The organism is Massilia rubra, assembly GCF_011682065.1.
In the GTDB taxonomy this organism is placed as follows: Bacteria; Pseudomonadota; Gammaproteobacteria; order Burkholderiales; family Burkholderiaceae_D; genus Telluria_A; species Telluria_A rubra.
The window spans coordinates 63,531-77,476 of sequence record NZ_VUYU01000021.1 but is presented as its reverse complement, the minus strand read 5'-3'; the positions used below and the strand labels follow the sequence as shown (position 1 = coordinate 77,476).

Annotated in this window: 11 protein-coding genes; 4 read left to right on the top strand and 7 right to left on the bottom strand. The window is 63.8% G+C overall.

From position 1 onward, the window contains the following. The first annotated feature begins 125 nt into the window (after positions 1–125). Positions 126–1,841, top strand: coding sequence for a methyl-accepting chemotaxis protein (locus F0185_RS25090; RefSeq protein ID WP_167229099.1), 1,716 nt, complete (start codon positions 126–128; stop codon positions 1,839–1,841). 105 nt (positions 1,842–1,946) lie between these two features. Further along, on the top strand, positions 1,947–2,540 hold the full coding sequence (locus F0185_RS25085) for a hypothetical protein (protein WP_167229097.1): 594 nt from the start codon (positions 1,947–1,949) through the stop codon (positions 2,538–2,540). On the opposite strand, the gene F0185_RS25080 is transcribed toward F0185_RS25085, so the two are convergent. The 5 genes from F0185_RS25080 to F0185_RS25060 form a co-directional block, all read right to left on the bottom strand. Beyond that, complete coding sequence (locus F0185_RS25080) at positions 2,530–2,973, bottom strand: DUF1801 domain-containing protein (protein ID WP_167229095.1); 444 nt, start codon at positions 2,971–2,973, stop codon at positions 2,530–2,532. The genes F0185_RS25085 and F0185_RS25080 overlap by 11 nt on opposite strands. A 66-nt stretch (positions 2,974–3,039) precedes the next feature. After that, a complete protein-coding gene (locus F0185_RS25075; RefSeq protein WP_229477173.1) occupies positions 3,040–3,621 on the bottom strand; it encodes a hemerythrin domain-containing protein in 582 nt (193 codons plus the stop codon). Between the two features lie 109 nt (positions 3,622–3,730). After that, positions 3,731–5,104, bottom strand: coding sequence for a GH1 family beta-glucosidase (locus tag F0185_RS25070; RefSeq protein WP_167229093.1), 1,374 nt, complete (start codon positions 5,102–5,104; stop codon positions 3,731–3,733). Positions 5,105–5,400: 296 nt separating this feature from the next. Continuing rightward, positions 5,401–6,414, bottom strand: coding sequence for a LacI family DNA-binding transcriptional regulator (locus F0185_RS25065; RefSeq protein WP_167229091.1), 1,014 nt, complete (start codon positions 6,412–6,414; stop codon positions 5,401–5,403). A gap of 82 nt (positions 6,415–6,496) precedes the next feature. Continuing rightward, on the bottom strand, positions 6,497–7,732 hold the full coding sequence (locus F0185_RS25060; RefSeq protein WP_167229089.1) for an ABC transporter substrate-binding protein: 1,236 nt from the start codon (positions 7,730–7,732) through the stop codon (positions 6,497–6,499). Positions 7,733–7,919: 187 nt separating this feature from the next. Here F0185_RS25060 and F0185_RS25055 point away from each other — a divergent pair, with 187 nt between their 5' ends. Together F0185_RS25055 and F0185_RS25050 are read left to right on the top strand one after the other, a co-directional pair. Continuing rightward, positions 7,920–8,612, top strand: a complete 693-nt coding sequence (locus F0185_RS25055; protein ID WP_167229087.1) for a DUF6445 family protein — start codon at positions 7,920–7,922, stop codon at positions 8,610–8,612. Positions 8,613–8,784: 172 nt separating this feature from the next. Continuing rightward, positions 8,785–9,327 (top strand): outer membrane beta-barrel protein, encoded by a 543-nt coding sequence (locus F0185_RS25050; protein WP_166895391.1) that lies wholly within the window; start codon positions 8,785–8,787, stop codon positions 9,325–9,327. Positions 9,328–9,387: 60 nt separating this feature from the next. Here F0185_RS25050 and F0185_RS25045 read toward each other — a convergent pair whose 3' ends face one another. Next, positions 9,388–10,908 carry a tryptophan halogenase family protein gene (locus tag F0185_RS25045; protein WP_167229085.1) on the bottom strand — a complete coding sequence of 507 codons (1,521 nt, stop codon included), beginning with the start codon at positions 10,906–10,908 and terminating at the stop codon, positions 9,388–9,390. 133 nt (positions 10,909–11,041) lie between these two features. After that, on the bottom strand, positions 11,042–13,693 hold the full coding sequence (locus tag F0185_RS25040; protein WP_167229083.1) for a TonB-dependent receptor: 2,652 nt from the start codon (positions 13,691–13,693) through the stop codon (positions 11,042–11,044). Positions 13,694–13,946 lie beyond the last annotated feature (253 nt).

Below are 13,946 nucleotides of genomic sequence, written 5' to 3'. Positions count from 1 at the left end.
CCATTTATGGAATTTTCGTCCCGTGCCGACAGCGGCAAACGCATAATGATTGCAGCGATGGCGCGCGGAAATGTCACAAAATGCCGCAGCGATAACGATCTTTCACTCTCCACAAGGAAACGTTGATGACCCTGTCCAATATGAAAATCGGAGCGCGCCTGTATCTGGGTTTTGCCGCCGTGGTGCTGTTGCTGGTCCTGTTGGTCAGCGTGGCGTACGCCAACTTCAAGAAGCTCGGCGCCGCCAACGATATCAATGTGCACACCTATCAGGTGGTCGCCGAAGTCAACGCCGCCCTGAGTCAATTGATCAATATCGAAACCGGCCAGCGCGGCTTTCTGCTGACCGGCAATCCGGCCTCGCTGGAGCCTTACAACGCCGGCAAGACCGCGTTTCTCAAGCACGTGAAGCAGGCCACCGCGTTCACGGCGGATAATCCGGTCCAGCAAGAACGCCTGCAGCGCCTGCAGCGCGAGCAGGAAGGGTGGCTGGCCAGCGCAATCGATCCAGCCATCGCCCAGCGCAAGGCGGCGGCCGATGGCGACATGGCCGGCGTGGTGGCCGCCGAAAAGGAAGGCAAGGGCAAGAAAGGCATGGACGCCATGCGCGTCCTGATCGCCGAGATCACCGGCGCCGAAGAAGTGCTGCTGGTCCAGCGCGCCAGGGACGCCAAGGAGCTCGATACGCAGACCGCCGCCATGCTGATCGGCGGCGGCGTGCTGGCGGCCGTGCTGGCCAGCGTCATCGCGCTCTGGCTGGCCCGCAATATCACGGTGCCCCTGCGGCGCGCCGTGAGCTTCGCCCAGCAAGTGGCAGAGGGCGACCTGAGCGCGCATGTGGAAGCCGATTCCACCGATGAAATCGGCGAGCTGCTCGGCGCCCTCAAGACCATGAACACCTCGCTGGCGCGCATCGTCGGCGAAGTACGCACCGGTACCGACACGATCGCCACGGCATCGGCGCAAATATCGTCTGGCAATTTCGACCTGTCGTCCCGCACCGAGCAGCAAGCCGGTTCGCTGGAAGAAACCGCCTCATCCATGGAAGAGCTGACCGCCACCGTCAAGCAAAACGCCGACAACGCGCGCCAGGCCAATCAGTTGGCCACCGAAGCGTCCGAGGTGGCGGTGCGCGGCGGCGCCGCCGTGTCGCAAGTGGTGCAAACCATGGGGGCGATCAACGATTCGGCCAAGAAAATTGTCGACATCATCGGCGTGATCGACGGCATCGCTTTCCAGACCAATATCCTGGCGCTCAATGCGGCCGTGGAAGCGGCCCGCGCCGGCGAACAGGGGCGCGGCTTCGCGGTCGTGGCGTCGGAAGTGCGCAACCTGGCCCAGCGCTCGGCCGGCGCCGCCAAGGAAATCAAGGCCTTGATCGACAATTCGGTCGAGAAAGTCGAGCTCGGCACACGCCTGGTGGACCAGGCCGGCGTGACGATGGGCGAAGTGGTTGGCAGCGTGCGCCGCGTCAACGACATCATCAGCGAAATCGCCCACGCCAGCGACGAGCAGCGCGCCGGCATCGAGCAGGTCAACGCGGCCATTACCCAGATGGACGAGGCGACCCAGCAAAACGCGGCGCTGGTCGAACAGGCTGCGGCGGCGTCGGCCTCGATGCAGGATCAGGCAAGCCAGCTGGCCGCAGTGGTCAGCGTGTTCAAGCTCGATGGCGCGACCGCCCTGGTGCGCCCCGCCATGGCGCGCACAGCGGCGCCGGCGGTGACGCGCGCACCCGTGGCGCGTGCCGCCGCGCCGCGCAAGGCGCTCGCCGCCGCCAGGCCGGCGCCGGCCAAACAGCCCGCCGCCACCGGTGGCGACGATGGCTGGGAAGAGTTTTAACGCGCGGGAAGCTTTGCAGAATTGCCATGTTGTGGCAGGATGCACGGGCGCGCTGGAGCGCGTCCTCGCGCCGCCCGGCAGCCGGGGGAACCCATGCGGAGCACCATGCCGACCTTACCATTACGCAGCATCCTCGCCATCCTGATTGCCACGGCGCTGGCCTTGCCCGCCGCCGCCGCCCTGAACATCAGCCTCAAGCACGGCAGCGAGCGCGAACAGCAATCGCAGCAGCAACTCGAGCGCCTGGCCGCCAGGTACGACCTGGGCCGGTGGATTCATACCGAACGCATCATGTTCGACCAGGACACGATTCCACACAGCCATCCGGTGTTGACCTTGCACGCGCGCCACCTGGATGACGACGGCGCCCTGCTCTCGACCTTTATTCACGAGCAGATGCACCGGTGGCTGTCCAGCCATCCCCGCCAGGCGCGCGCGGCGTTGCGCGAGATCAGGCAGCGCTACCCTGCCCTGCCGGTCGGCTATCCCGACGGCGCCGACAGCCTGGCCTCGTCGCAGGAGCACCTGCTGGTGATCTGGCTCGAACTCGACGGCGTGGAAAGCGTGCTGGGCAAGGCTGAACATGACCGCCTGCTGGCGTTCTGGAGCAACGACCACTACAAGAAGCTGTACGAGATCGTCGCCAGGGACAAGCAACAGATCGGCGCGATCGTGCGCAAGCACACGCTCATGCCGTAGGGGCAGCTAAGCGGTGATACGTGAGGGCGCTGGCGATGCAGAATGCCAGCGCATCGACCGGTACGATGGCGGCTTGCTCGAAGACCAGCGCGCGGCTGCCTTCAAAGACGAAGTCGTGCGGAAAGATGCTGCGAAACGTGTCCACCAGCGTGGTTTTGCAGTTGAAATAGATGGCGTACTGCATCGGCTCGGACTTTTTCCAGCCGAGGCGAATCGTACTGCCGCTCTTGCTCCCGGTGGTGAGATAGGCGGGCTCCCCCCACTTGAGCGTTTCCTCGATCTCGCCCACGCCCTCGGTCGACGCCGCCGTGGCGAAAATCAGTTCGCGCAGCACCATCAGCGACGCGCGTATCGGGGCGGGATAGGTGTCGTAGGTGCGGCGCACGGCGGCGTTACCAAATGGCGTGATACGTGGCGTAAGATGTGGCGTCATGCGTGGCGTCATGGGCGGCGTCATGCGTTTCCTGGTCGGGCGCGACGCCGCGCGGAACAGTCTCGCTTACGCCGCAATTTTTTTCGATACAAAGCGCGCCGCCATCAGCGCGCTGGCCAGCCCCACCACGATGGCGGCGGTGCTGCCCGAAAACCCCACCGCCGTGTTGGCCGCGATCTTGCCCACCTTGGGCTTGAGCAGTTGCAGCCGGCGCTTGGTCATCTGCGCGCCCAATTCGTTGAGGCTATCCTGGTCCAGCATGCGCTCGGCTTCGGGCAGCAGCACCGTTTCTTCATCAGCCACATGGTGCATCACGTCGCGCATGAGCTCGTGCAGCAACTGGTCGTGCCGGCGGTCGGTCGGCGCGGTGGCGCGCAGCGCGCCGATCAGGCGCCGCATTTCATCATGTTCGGGCTGGCTTTTCCGGATCACCGGCTCGGCCCCGTCCAGGCGCCGCAGAACCGGATAAAACACTTCCTCTTCCAGTGTCGCATGGATTTCCAGCGCGTCGCAAATGGTTTCGGCCAGCGCCTTCTTGACGCCGGCGCGCGAGGCGGTTGTGTACTGGTGGAAAGTTACCAGCACATGCGAATGATCGAAGCGGATCATGTCGGTCACCGAGGGGCTCAATTTATTCAAAGAAAACATGATTCTTCCTCCTGAAAAGTCATGCCTTCATGATAAATACACCCGCCGCCTGCGCGCGTAGGACGTTGCCTCTTTTGCGTGTCGGCTTGGTCCATCGGCGACGGCCAGCCTAGCGTTCGTTGCGTCCGTGCAGAAACTCGCGGTACCAGCGGCCGCTGCTTTTCACGGTGCGCAGCTGGGTGTCGAAGTCGACGTGGACAATGCCGAAGCGACGCAGATAGCCTTCCGACCATTCGAAATTGTCCAGCAGGCTCCAGGCGAAGTAGCCTTTCACGTCCACGCCCTGCTCCTGCGCCGCGCGCACGGCCGCCAGGTGGCGCACCAGGTAGTGGCGGCGCGCTTCGTCGTCGACGCTGCCGTCGGCCTGCACCACGTCGTCGTAGGAAGACCCGTTTTCGGTCACGTAGACGGGGCCGGGCTGGTACTCGCGCGCGATGCGCAGCAGCAGTTCGGTCAGGCCGTCGGGCGCGACTTCCCAGCCGAAATCGGTGCGCTCGCGGTCCTGCGGCAAGGCCACCTCGGTGCGCAGGAAGCCGGCCGATGGCGCGTCACGCACCACCTCCGGGAAGTAGTAATTGAGGCCGACAAAATCGGTCGGCGCGGCGATCGCTTGCATGTCGCCCTCCAGCACCGTCGGTGCCGCCTCGCCCAGCAGCGCCAGGGTCGCCGGCGGATAACCGCGGCCATACAAGGGATCGAGGAACCAGCGGTTGCGAAAGCCGTCGTGGCGCGCCAGCGCTTGCTGGTCCGCCTCGCTGTCGGAGGCGGCGCGGATCGGGTGCAGGCTCAGTGCGATGCCGACCTGCGCATCAGGCACATTGGCGCGGATCACGGGCGTGGCCAGGCCGTGCGAGAGCAGCACGTGGTGGCACACCTGCAGCGCGGTCGGCGCGTCGCGCAGGCCCGGCGCGTGCATGCCGTCGAGGTTACCGTGCATGGCGGTGCACCATGGCTCGTTGTGGGTGATCCAGTGGCGCACGCGGTCGCCCAGGCGGCGCGTGACCACGTCGGCATACTCGACGAAGGCGTCGACCGTGGCGCGGTTGGCCCAGCCGCCCTGGTCCTGCAGCGCTTGCGGCAAGTCCCAGTGGTACAGCGTGGCCCACGGTTGCAGCCCGCGTTCGAGCATGCCGTCGACCAGGCGCGAATAGAAGTCGAGCCCCGCTTCGTTGGGCGGCTTGCCCGCGCCACTGAAAATGCGCGGCCAGGCGATCGAGAAACGGTAGGCGTTCAGGCCGAGCGACTGGCCGAGGTCGAGGTCTTCCGGCCAGCGGTGGTAGTGGTCGCAGGCGACCTGGCCGTCGGCGCCGTCGCGGATTTTTCCGGGGGTGGCGCAGAAGGTGTCCCAGATCGACGCCACGCGCCCATCGGCGCTGCCGGCCCCCTCGATCTGGAAGGCCGACGTCGAACAGCCCCACAGGAAGTCGTCGCCGAAACTGGCGCGTGCAAGGAGCTGGTGCGGGGCGTTTTTCTGGATGGTCATAGGAAGAATCGATCAGTTTGAAGTTGCTCGATGAGAAATTGGAATCGCTTCCACTTTACCACAAAAAAATGCGCCGGCAAGGGCGCTGGAAGAATATTTGATGCGTTTGAGTTAAGGTTTTGGGGCTGGTGGCGTATGCCGTCAATCGTCGACCGCATAGCTTTCGTCGTTCCCGGCCTCGGCGGCCCCCTTGGCGGGGACCCCAGGTTGTGGAGCGGTCTACGGCTGCGGCACTAACTTGGGTTCCCGCCTGCGCGGGAACGACGGACGCAGGCGCGTGGCACCGCCTGGCCGGCCTACACGTCGTTCGCACGCCCCAGCGACGCCCTTAGCGCAATCGTCACCGGATAATCATGCGTCACCGGCCGCTCCATCCCGTAGCAGCGATTGAGCAGGCAATTCAAGCCGCTCAAGGTCATCTCGGTCCACGGCATATGCACCGTGGTCAGGCGCGGCGCCGTGTACTCGGCGCTGTTGGTGTCGTCGTACCCCAGCACCGATACCTGCTCCGGCACCGCGATGCCGGCCTGCTGGAAGTACGACAGCGCCCCCACCGCCATATCGTCGTTGGCGCAAAAAACAGCGGTGAACGGATACCCGGATTCGGCCAGCTCCCTGGCCGCCTCCCACCCGCCCTTGGGCGCGAAGTCGCTCTCGGCCACCCACAGGCCGTCGGTATCGATCCCGGCCTGCGCCAGCTCGCTCAAGAAGCCGTCGATGCGCTCGACGTTATCGGGCGCGCCGCGCGGCCCGGCGATGACGGCGATATCGCGATGCCCTTCGCGCAGCAAGGCCTGCGCCGCCAGGCGACCGCCGAGCAAATGATCGATCGTGAAGCTCTGGGCGGCGATCGACGGCACGCTGTGATTGAGCAGCACCAGGCGCGACTTGCGCGGCCCGAGCGCGTCGATGTCTTCATCGCGCAGCACGTTACTCATCACCAGCACGCCGTCGCAGCCGCGCTCCTTGAGAAAATCGATGCCCTGCACCGCCTGGGTGCGCTCGTCGTCGCTGCCGATGCCGAAACCGACCACCATGTTCAGCCCCGCCGCCCGCAGTTCGGCGTAAATGAGCTTGAGGATCGGCGTGTAAAAGGTGCCGCTCAGGTAGGGTATGTACACCCCGATCATCTGCGAGCTGCCCAGCATCAGCGAGCGGGCCGCGTACGAGGGATGGAATTCGAGTTCCTCGATCGCCTTCTGGACCCGCGCCAGCGTCTTGGGCGAGACCGCGCCCTTGCCGCTGACGACACGCGAGGCGGTTCCGAGGCCGACGCCGGCCCGCAATGCTACGTCTTTGAGAGTTGCCACGCGCGCTTCTTCCGTTCAAAAATGGGGACCAAAAAAAGCCAGCATACTGCATCCGGGCGCCCTCTCACAAGCGCGCGCCGCTTCACTGCTCGTTGCGCAACGCCGCCGCGATCTGCTTTTGCGCCTTTTCGACCGGCATTTTGGTGTTCCAGAAGGCGGTCAGCACGTCCTGCATGGCGCCGTTCTGGTCGGGCGTCAGATACACCTCGCCGATGCCGACATGGCGCGTGCGGTCCTTCATGATGGCCATGCCGGCGCGCGCGCACGGGTCCATGCCCGACGCGTCGACGTCGCCGCGGATCGGGATCGATCCTTTGAGCTTGTTGAAGGCGACCTGGGTGCCCGGTGCGACCACCACGCTGGCCAGCAGCTTCTGGTACTTGACCTGCTGCGCATTGGCGGTCTTGGGGAAGACGAAGGCGTCGCCCTGGATCAGGTAGGGCGAGCGCGGGCCGAAGCCGGCGATGCAGCCGTACTCCTTGCCGGCGCTCTGGCGCGCGGCGGAAAATTCGCCCTTGGCCCAGTCGCCCATGACCTGCACGCCGGCCTTGCCCGCAATGACCAGGGCGGTGGCGTCGTTCCAGTTGCGGCCCGGCGCGCCGGGGTCGACATACGATTGCAGGCGCTTGAAGTTGAGCAGCACGCGGCGGAAGGCCTCGGAATTGATGGCCGCCGGGTCGCGCTCGCGCAGCACCTTGAGGTACAAGTCGGTGCCGCCCATGTGGGCCAGCATCGACAGGAACAGGATGTTTTCCTGCCATGGCTGGCCGCCGTGGGCCAGGGGAATGAGGCCGGCGGCCTTGAGCTTGTCGAGCGCGGCGAACAGTTCGTCGACGCTGGCCGGCTCTTTCGCAATGCCGGCCTTCTGGAACGCGGCCTTGGAATACCAGATCCAGGCCTGCATGTGGATATTCACCGGCACCGCGTAGTAATGGCCCTTGACGCGGATGACGCTCAGGACCGGCTCGGGCAGGAACTTGTCCCAGCCTTCCTTGAGGGCGACATCGTCGACGTTATTGAGCATGCCCTGCTCGACCAGGTCGGTGAACTGCTTGGTGGTGTTGAACTGGGCCGCCATCGGCGGATTGCCGCCGACGATGCGGTTCACCGCCACCGCGCGCGCCTGGTCGGCGCCGGCAATGGCCGTGTCGGTCCAGACGCCGCCGGCGGCGCGGTAGGCGTCGGCGATGGTGCGCACGGCGGCGGCCTCGCTGCTGGACGTCCACCAGTGGATCACTTCGGGTTTAGGGTCGGCGCCGAAAGCGGCGCTGGCGCTTGCCAGCGCCAGCGTTGCAAGCAAAATACCTTGTTTCAACATAGTCTCCTGGTAGAGCGGGTCTGTCTGTGATGACGCCCCGGCGCTTTGGCGTCCGTGCCCGCTTTGAATTGGAAGGCTTTCCAATTTCGTCGGCTGACTATATCATTCAAAGAATTTCAGTGTCAACGCGCAAACAGACGGGAACGCGATGACGGTCGTTTTCACACCCTGTCCGCATGGAGCCGCCGTGTTCAACCCCCGCCCCACCGTCCGATACGTCGCCATTGCCGGGCATGCGCCCTGCGTCGTGGTGGACGACTTTCTGCTCGATCCGCGCGCGCTGGTCGCCCAGGCGGCGGCCGCGCAGGCGCGCTTTGCCGTCGATCCGGCCAATTATTATCCCGGCCCGGAACTGGACCTGGGCCGCGAGACCGCCTTGCGCCTCGACGAATTCTTCATCCAGCACATCCGGCGCGCACTGGGAGCGCAACGCACCATCAGCGTGGTGGCGCGCCTGGCGCTGGCCACCCTGTCGCCGCCCGAACTGCATCCCTTGCAGCGCCTGTGCCATCGCGACTGCACCGACCTCGCGCCCGGCACCGGTGCGGCGGCCGCCGTGGTCTATTTGTTCGACGACGCCCGCATGGGCGGCACCAGTTTTTACCGCCCCACGCAAGGTTCCGAGCACACGGTACGCGTGCTGCGCGCGGCCCACGCCGGCATCGCCTCCGATGCGCACGCGGGCGGTTACCTGAGCGCGTCGAACGCCGATTTCGAACAACTGTGCACCATTCCCGCGCAATTTAACCGCGCCATTTTTTACGATGGTGAGATTTTCCACGCGGCCCAGATCGAGGACGCCGCCCTGCTCCACCCCGATCCGGCGCGCGGGCGCCTGACCATGAATGGCTTCTTCCGCTTGCGCAAACGCAGCGCCTGATCCAGCCAGTCAGCGAAAGCAGTGTTGTTTTGCAGCAAATTTCGATGATTTCGATATCAAAACAGAAAGTCCCGGATGCCCCGGCAAGGTTGACCGATATATAATTTCGGCTGTTTTTGCCAAGTGACGACATTTGGCGACATATTTTTACAAACCATTTACAGGATTTCACGTGAAAAACAAATTCGCTCTCGCCCTGCTGGCCGCCGCCTCCCTTCCAATGGCGGCGCAAGCCGAAAGCTCGTATGTCGGTGCAGGTATTGGCGCAGCAGAACAAGTACTGGCCATCACCGAAGGTACCTACAAGGATAAGGACGTCGCGTTCAAACTGTTCACCGGTTTTAACTTCGACAAGAACTTCGGCGTCGAAGCCGGCTACACCGATTTCGGCAAAGCCGAAACCGGCGGCAAACTGAGCGGTTCGCGCGCGCGTTCGTTCTACGCAGCCGGCACCGCCACCCTGCCGCTGGGCGAAAAATTCGCCATTACCGCCAAGCTGGGCCTGGCTAAAAACCGCACCAAGCAACTCATGGTTGGCGAAGGCGACGACAAGAAGAAGAAGACCGATGCCCTGCTGGGCGTTGGCGCAACCTTCGCTGTCACCAAGAACATCGCCGCGTTCGTCGAATACGAAAACTACGGCACCGTTGCCAAGGGCAAGAATGGTTCGTTGAAGGCAACCATCCTCTCGACCGGCATGCGCTTCTCGTTCTAAGCTGCTTCAGCAGTCAAAAAAAACCGGCCGCGTGCCGGTTTTTTTACGCCCAGTCGTCAGTCAGGCCGCGCGCCGCAGCGACGCCGCCTGGCAGTTGGCCTTGATAAATTGCTCGTGGCTGCCCATGGCGTCGACGCACTTGCGGATCACCGCCTGCGTCCCCTGCAGGAAGTCGGCAATCTCGTCCGGCGCACGCTGGTCCACCACCGGATTGTAGCCACGCGCGCGCAAGCCCTGCCCGTGCATCACCTGCAGCCAGCTATCCTCGGGAAACAACTCCTCATCCTCGCGCAGGATGCGACCGTGGCTGGCGTACAGGTCGAGCTTGCGCTGGAGCTCAGGCGGCACCTCCATGTCGCGGCAATAGCGCCAGAAGGCCGAATCGTCGCGCGTGCCGACCTTGTAATGCAGGATCAAAAAGTCGCGGATCTGCGCGTATTCCTTGTCGCACAGGCGATTGAAGGTGTCGATATCGACCTGGTCGAAGCCGCGGTCCGGGAAAAAGCTGATCAGGCGCATCAACGCTGTCTTGACCATATGGATGCTGGTCGACTCCAACGGTTCCATGAAGCCGCCCGACAAGCCGATCGCCACGCAGTTCTTGTTCCAGGCGCGCTTGCGCTTGCCGGTGGTGAACTTGAGCAGGCGCGGTTCGGCCAGCGGCTGGCCGTCCAGATTGTTCATCAGGATAGCCTGGGCTTCGTCGGCGCTCATGAACTTGCTTGAGAACACATGGCCGTTGCCGGTGCGGTGCTGCAAGGGAATGCGCCATTGCCAGCCGGCCGTGTGCGCGGTCGAGCGCGTGAGCGCCGCCATCGGGCCGTGCGATTCGCAGGGCACGGCAATGGCGCGGTCGCACGGCAGCCAGTGGCTCCAGTCCTCATAGCCGGTGTGCAAGGCTTGCTCGATCAGCAAGCCCACCATGCCGGAGCAATCGATGAAAAAATCGCCGCCGATACGCTCGCCGTTTTCCATCAGCAGCGCGGCGATCGATCCATCCGCATGCAGCTCGGTCTCGACGATGCGCCCTTCGGTGCGCCGCACGCCGCGCGCTTCGCTGTAGCTGCGCAGGTAGCGCGCATACAGGCCGGCATCGAAATGGAAGGCGTACGACAGGTCCGCCAGCGGCGAATTGGGCAGGTCTGGCCGCCCCCGGCTGAACTTGCCCAAGCGCGCGGCCATGGTGTTGATCGAGTACGGCTCCAGGCTGTCGGCCTGCCCGGCCTGGTGCATTTTGAGCCAGTAATGGAAAAAGTTGGCGGTCGGCTGGTCGCGTCCGACCGAGCCGAAGCCGTGGATATAGTTGCTGCCCTGCCGGCCCCAGTCGACGAACTCGATGCCGAGCTTGAAGGTGCCCTGGGTGGCGCGGATGAAGTCGTTCTCATCGATGCCCAGGTGCAGGTTGAAATTGCGGATGCTGGGGATGGTGGCCTCCCCCACCCCGATGGTGGAAATCTGGTCCGACTCGATCAGCCGGTACTGGTGGCCCACGGGCAGCAGCTGCGACAGCGCCGCGGCGCTCATCCAGCCGGCCGTGCCGCCGCCGACGATCACGATCTGTTTGATGCGATGCTCTGTCATCCGGTTCTCCGGTCGATATGCAGTTGACATACTCAAACAAGCAAAAAAACCGGCGTGGCCCGGGGACTGGGCCACACCGGTCCACCGCGCGCCTTGCGGCACGCGGGGCTCGCCAAACGGTTGTTTCGGTGCCTTAGTAACTGATCCCGGCGCGCAAGCCGAACATGCGCGGCTCGATGTAGCTGGCGATCATCTGCCCGCCCAGGCCGCTGTTGCCGGACGTCTTCACGCGCTTGTCCGACACATTGCGCACATACAGTTCCGCGTGCCAGTTGCCGTTCGGCGCGTCCAGCCGCAACGAGGCGTCGCCGAGGGTGTGGGCTTTCTGGAAGCGGCCGATATGCGCGAACTCGTCGTTGCGTACGTCAAAGTAGACCTTGTCGCGCCAGTTGAGCTTGAAGTACGGGGTCAGCTTGTAGCCGCTGTCGAGCACGAAGGCTTGCGACGCGTTGAGCATGAACGTGTATTTCGGCGCATTCGGCAGGCGGTTGTTGGTCACGTCGTAGAGGCGCTTGCCGTTGTCGGGACCGGCGCCGGCATATTGGGCCGGGCAACGTTCCTGGTTGAACTCGACACGCTCGTCGCACAGGTAATCGTCGCTGTAGGAGCCGTAGTCGCGGATCGAGGTGTTCAGGTTGGAAAAGGCGCCGCCCACCTTGGCGCCCTTCCATGGCTTGTAATCCCACTCGACTTCGATCCCCGAAATGCGGTTGTTGCCGACGTTGATGGTGCGCCAGGTTTCGTACACGTCGCACTTGGGCTGGTCGCTGGCGCATGGCTTGCCATCGTCCGGACGGAACTTGTTGACGAAATAGGTGTTGGTCAGCTGCTGGTCCTTGTAGCGCATCATGAAGGCCACTGCCGACACGCTCAGGCGGTTTTCCAGAAACTTGCCCTTGTAGCCGAACTCCAGGTTGGTGACCAGTTCCGGCTTGTACGGCAAGAAGGTTTCCACGCCCTTCTTGCCGTCGACGCAGGTGTGGTTGCCGCAGCTGTCGACCTTGTCGCCAAAACCGCCGGCCTTGTAGCCGGTCGACAGCGCCGTGTAGGCCATCTGGTTCTCGGTGACCTGTTTCTGCAGGCCGAGGCGCCAGGTGACTTTTTTCCATTCTTCCTTGTGGTCGTTCGGCGACGGCCGGCCGTAGCCGGAATACGCCTCGACGCTGCCGCCCATGCCGGGCTTCAGGTCGTTGGCTTGGGGAAAGCGGTAGCCGGGCGTGTTCGGAATGCCGCCGTTGTACTGGCCGCGGTAGAAAGCGGTCTCGCCGGCCCAGCCGCCCAGGTTCAGGCCGTTCTTGTCTTCCTTGGTGTCGACGCTGTAGCGCACGCCCGCCGTGGCGGTCCAGGTGGGAATGAATTTCCAGTCGGCCTGCGCGAACGCGGCCTTGGCGTCGACCTGGCGGTCCGGTTGCGAGTAAAAGGCGCCGGACGCGATGCCGTGCGGCTTGCGGAAGAAATCGACGACTTCGTAGTTGATCTGGTTTTTCTCGTGCATCCAGAACAGGCCGGCGACGTATTGCAGGGTGTCGAACTGCTGCTTGAGCTGCAATTCCTGCACCGAGGACTTGTATTTCGAGTCCCAGGTGGCCTGGTAGCGGTCGTCCAGCGGCCAGGTGCTCCAGTTGGCCGCGTCCGGACGGTTCGGGTAGTCGGCGGTGACCTGGAACGGCAAGGCGGCGGTCAGGCCCTTGTCGGCGTCATACAGCTGGGAGCGCTGCTGGTTGGCCAGCATGAAGCTGTAGTCGATGCTGGTGTTCTTGCTGACGTTCCAGCTGAGCCCGGCGCGCAGCGACTTGATGGTCATGTCGGTCTTGCCGGGCACGTTGATCAGCAGGTCCCACTGGCCGCCACTGCACGCGTAACGGGTGCCGGCGCCCTGGTCGCAGTCGCGGAAACTGGTGTTGCCGGCGCCATTGTCCTGGAACAGCTCATAGGCGGCGTTCAAGGTCAGGTCGGGGGTGATCTTGAATTTGGCCGCCAGGCGCGCCGCGTACTGGTCCTGGTTGGTGTAGAAATCCTTGGCGCTGACCGGGTGGTTGTAGCGCTGGTCGACGTCGGGAATGCCATCCGGAATCCAACCCTTGGACGGCACGTTCGCTTCGCGCGTGTCGGACATCTGGTTGGCCCAGCCGTTGCGGGTAACCTTGGTAAACGAGCCGCGCAGCGCCAGCTGGTCGTTGACGGTGATGTTCTGGATCAGGTTGACCTGCTTCTTGCGGTAATTGCCGATGTCGACCTCGGCCCTGCCGTAATTGCCGGTAAAGTCGGGCTTGGCCGAGATGACGTTGACGCTGCCGCCGGTGGAGTTGCGCCCGAACAGCGTTCCTTGCGGGCCGCGCAGCACTTCGACCTGGTCGACATCGAACATGAGCGCCTGGGCGCCCTGCGGACGCGGCGAGTACAGGCCGTCGATGTGAAAGCCAACGGCCGGATCGCCGATTTCGGTGGTGTTCGAGGACGTCACGCCGCGGATGGTGATCTGCACCGCCGAGTCGCCGGTGGCCTGGAAGGTGACGTTGGGAATTTCATTGGCCAGGTCCTTGGCGCTGGTGATGCCCATGCGGTTCAGGTTGTCCTGGCTGTAGGCGGTGACCGCCAGCGGGGTCTTGAGCAGCGAGGTCGAGTAGCGGGTCGCGGTAATCTTGACCTCGGGAATGAAATCCTTGTTGCTTTCGCTGGACGGCGCGGCTGCGGGAGCCTGGGCATGGGCGGACATGCCGATCAGCCCGCACGCGCTGGCAACGGCCAGGCTGACCAGGGTCCTTCTTGTCTTCGGATACAACATTGCGTCTCCTTGATTTTTTTGATTATCGTTTTTTGTACGCGGCCCTGGACGGCGCCACGTCTTGACTCCACTACTCCCTGCTGCGCAGACCTTGTAATACAGCCGCGATCGACTGTCACGGCGCTTGCGGCTGATTGGAAACGCTCCCAATCGATGAGCAAAATATATCACTCAATGTTTTTCAATGTCAACGAGACTTTGTCGCGAGTTAAAAATGCAACAACAAGGAAGCCGATGGCGCGCGCGGCGAAAT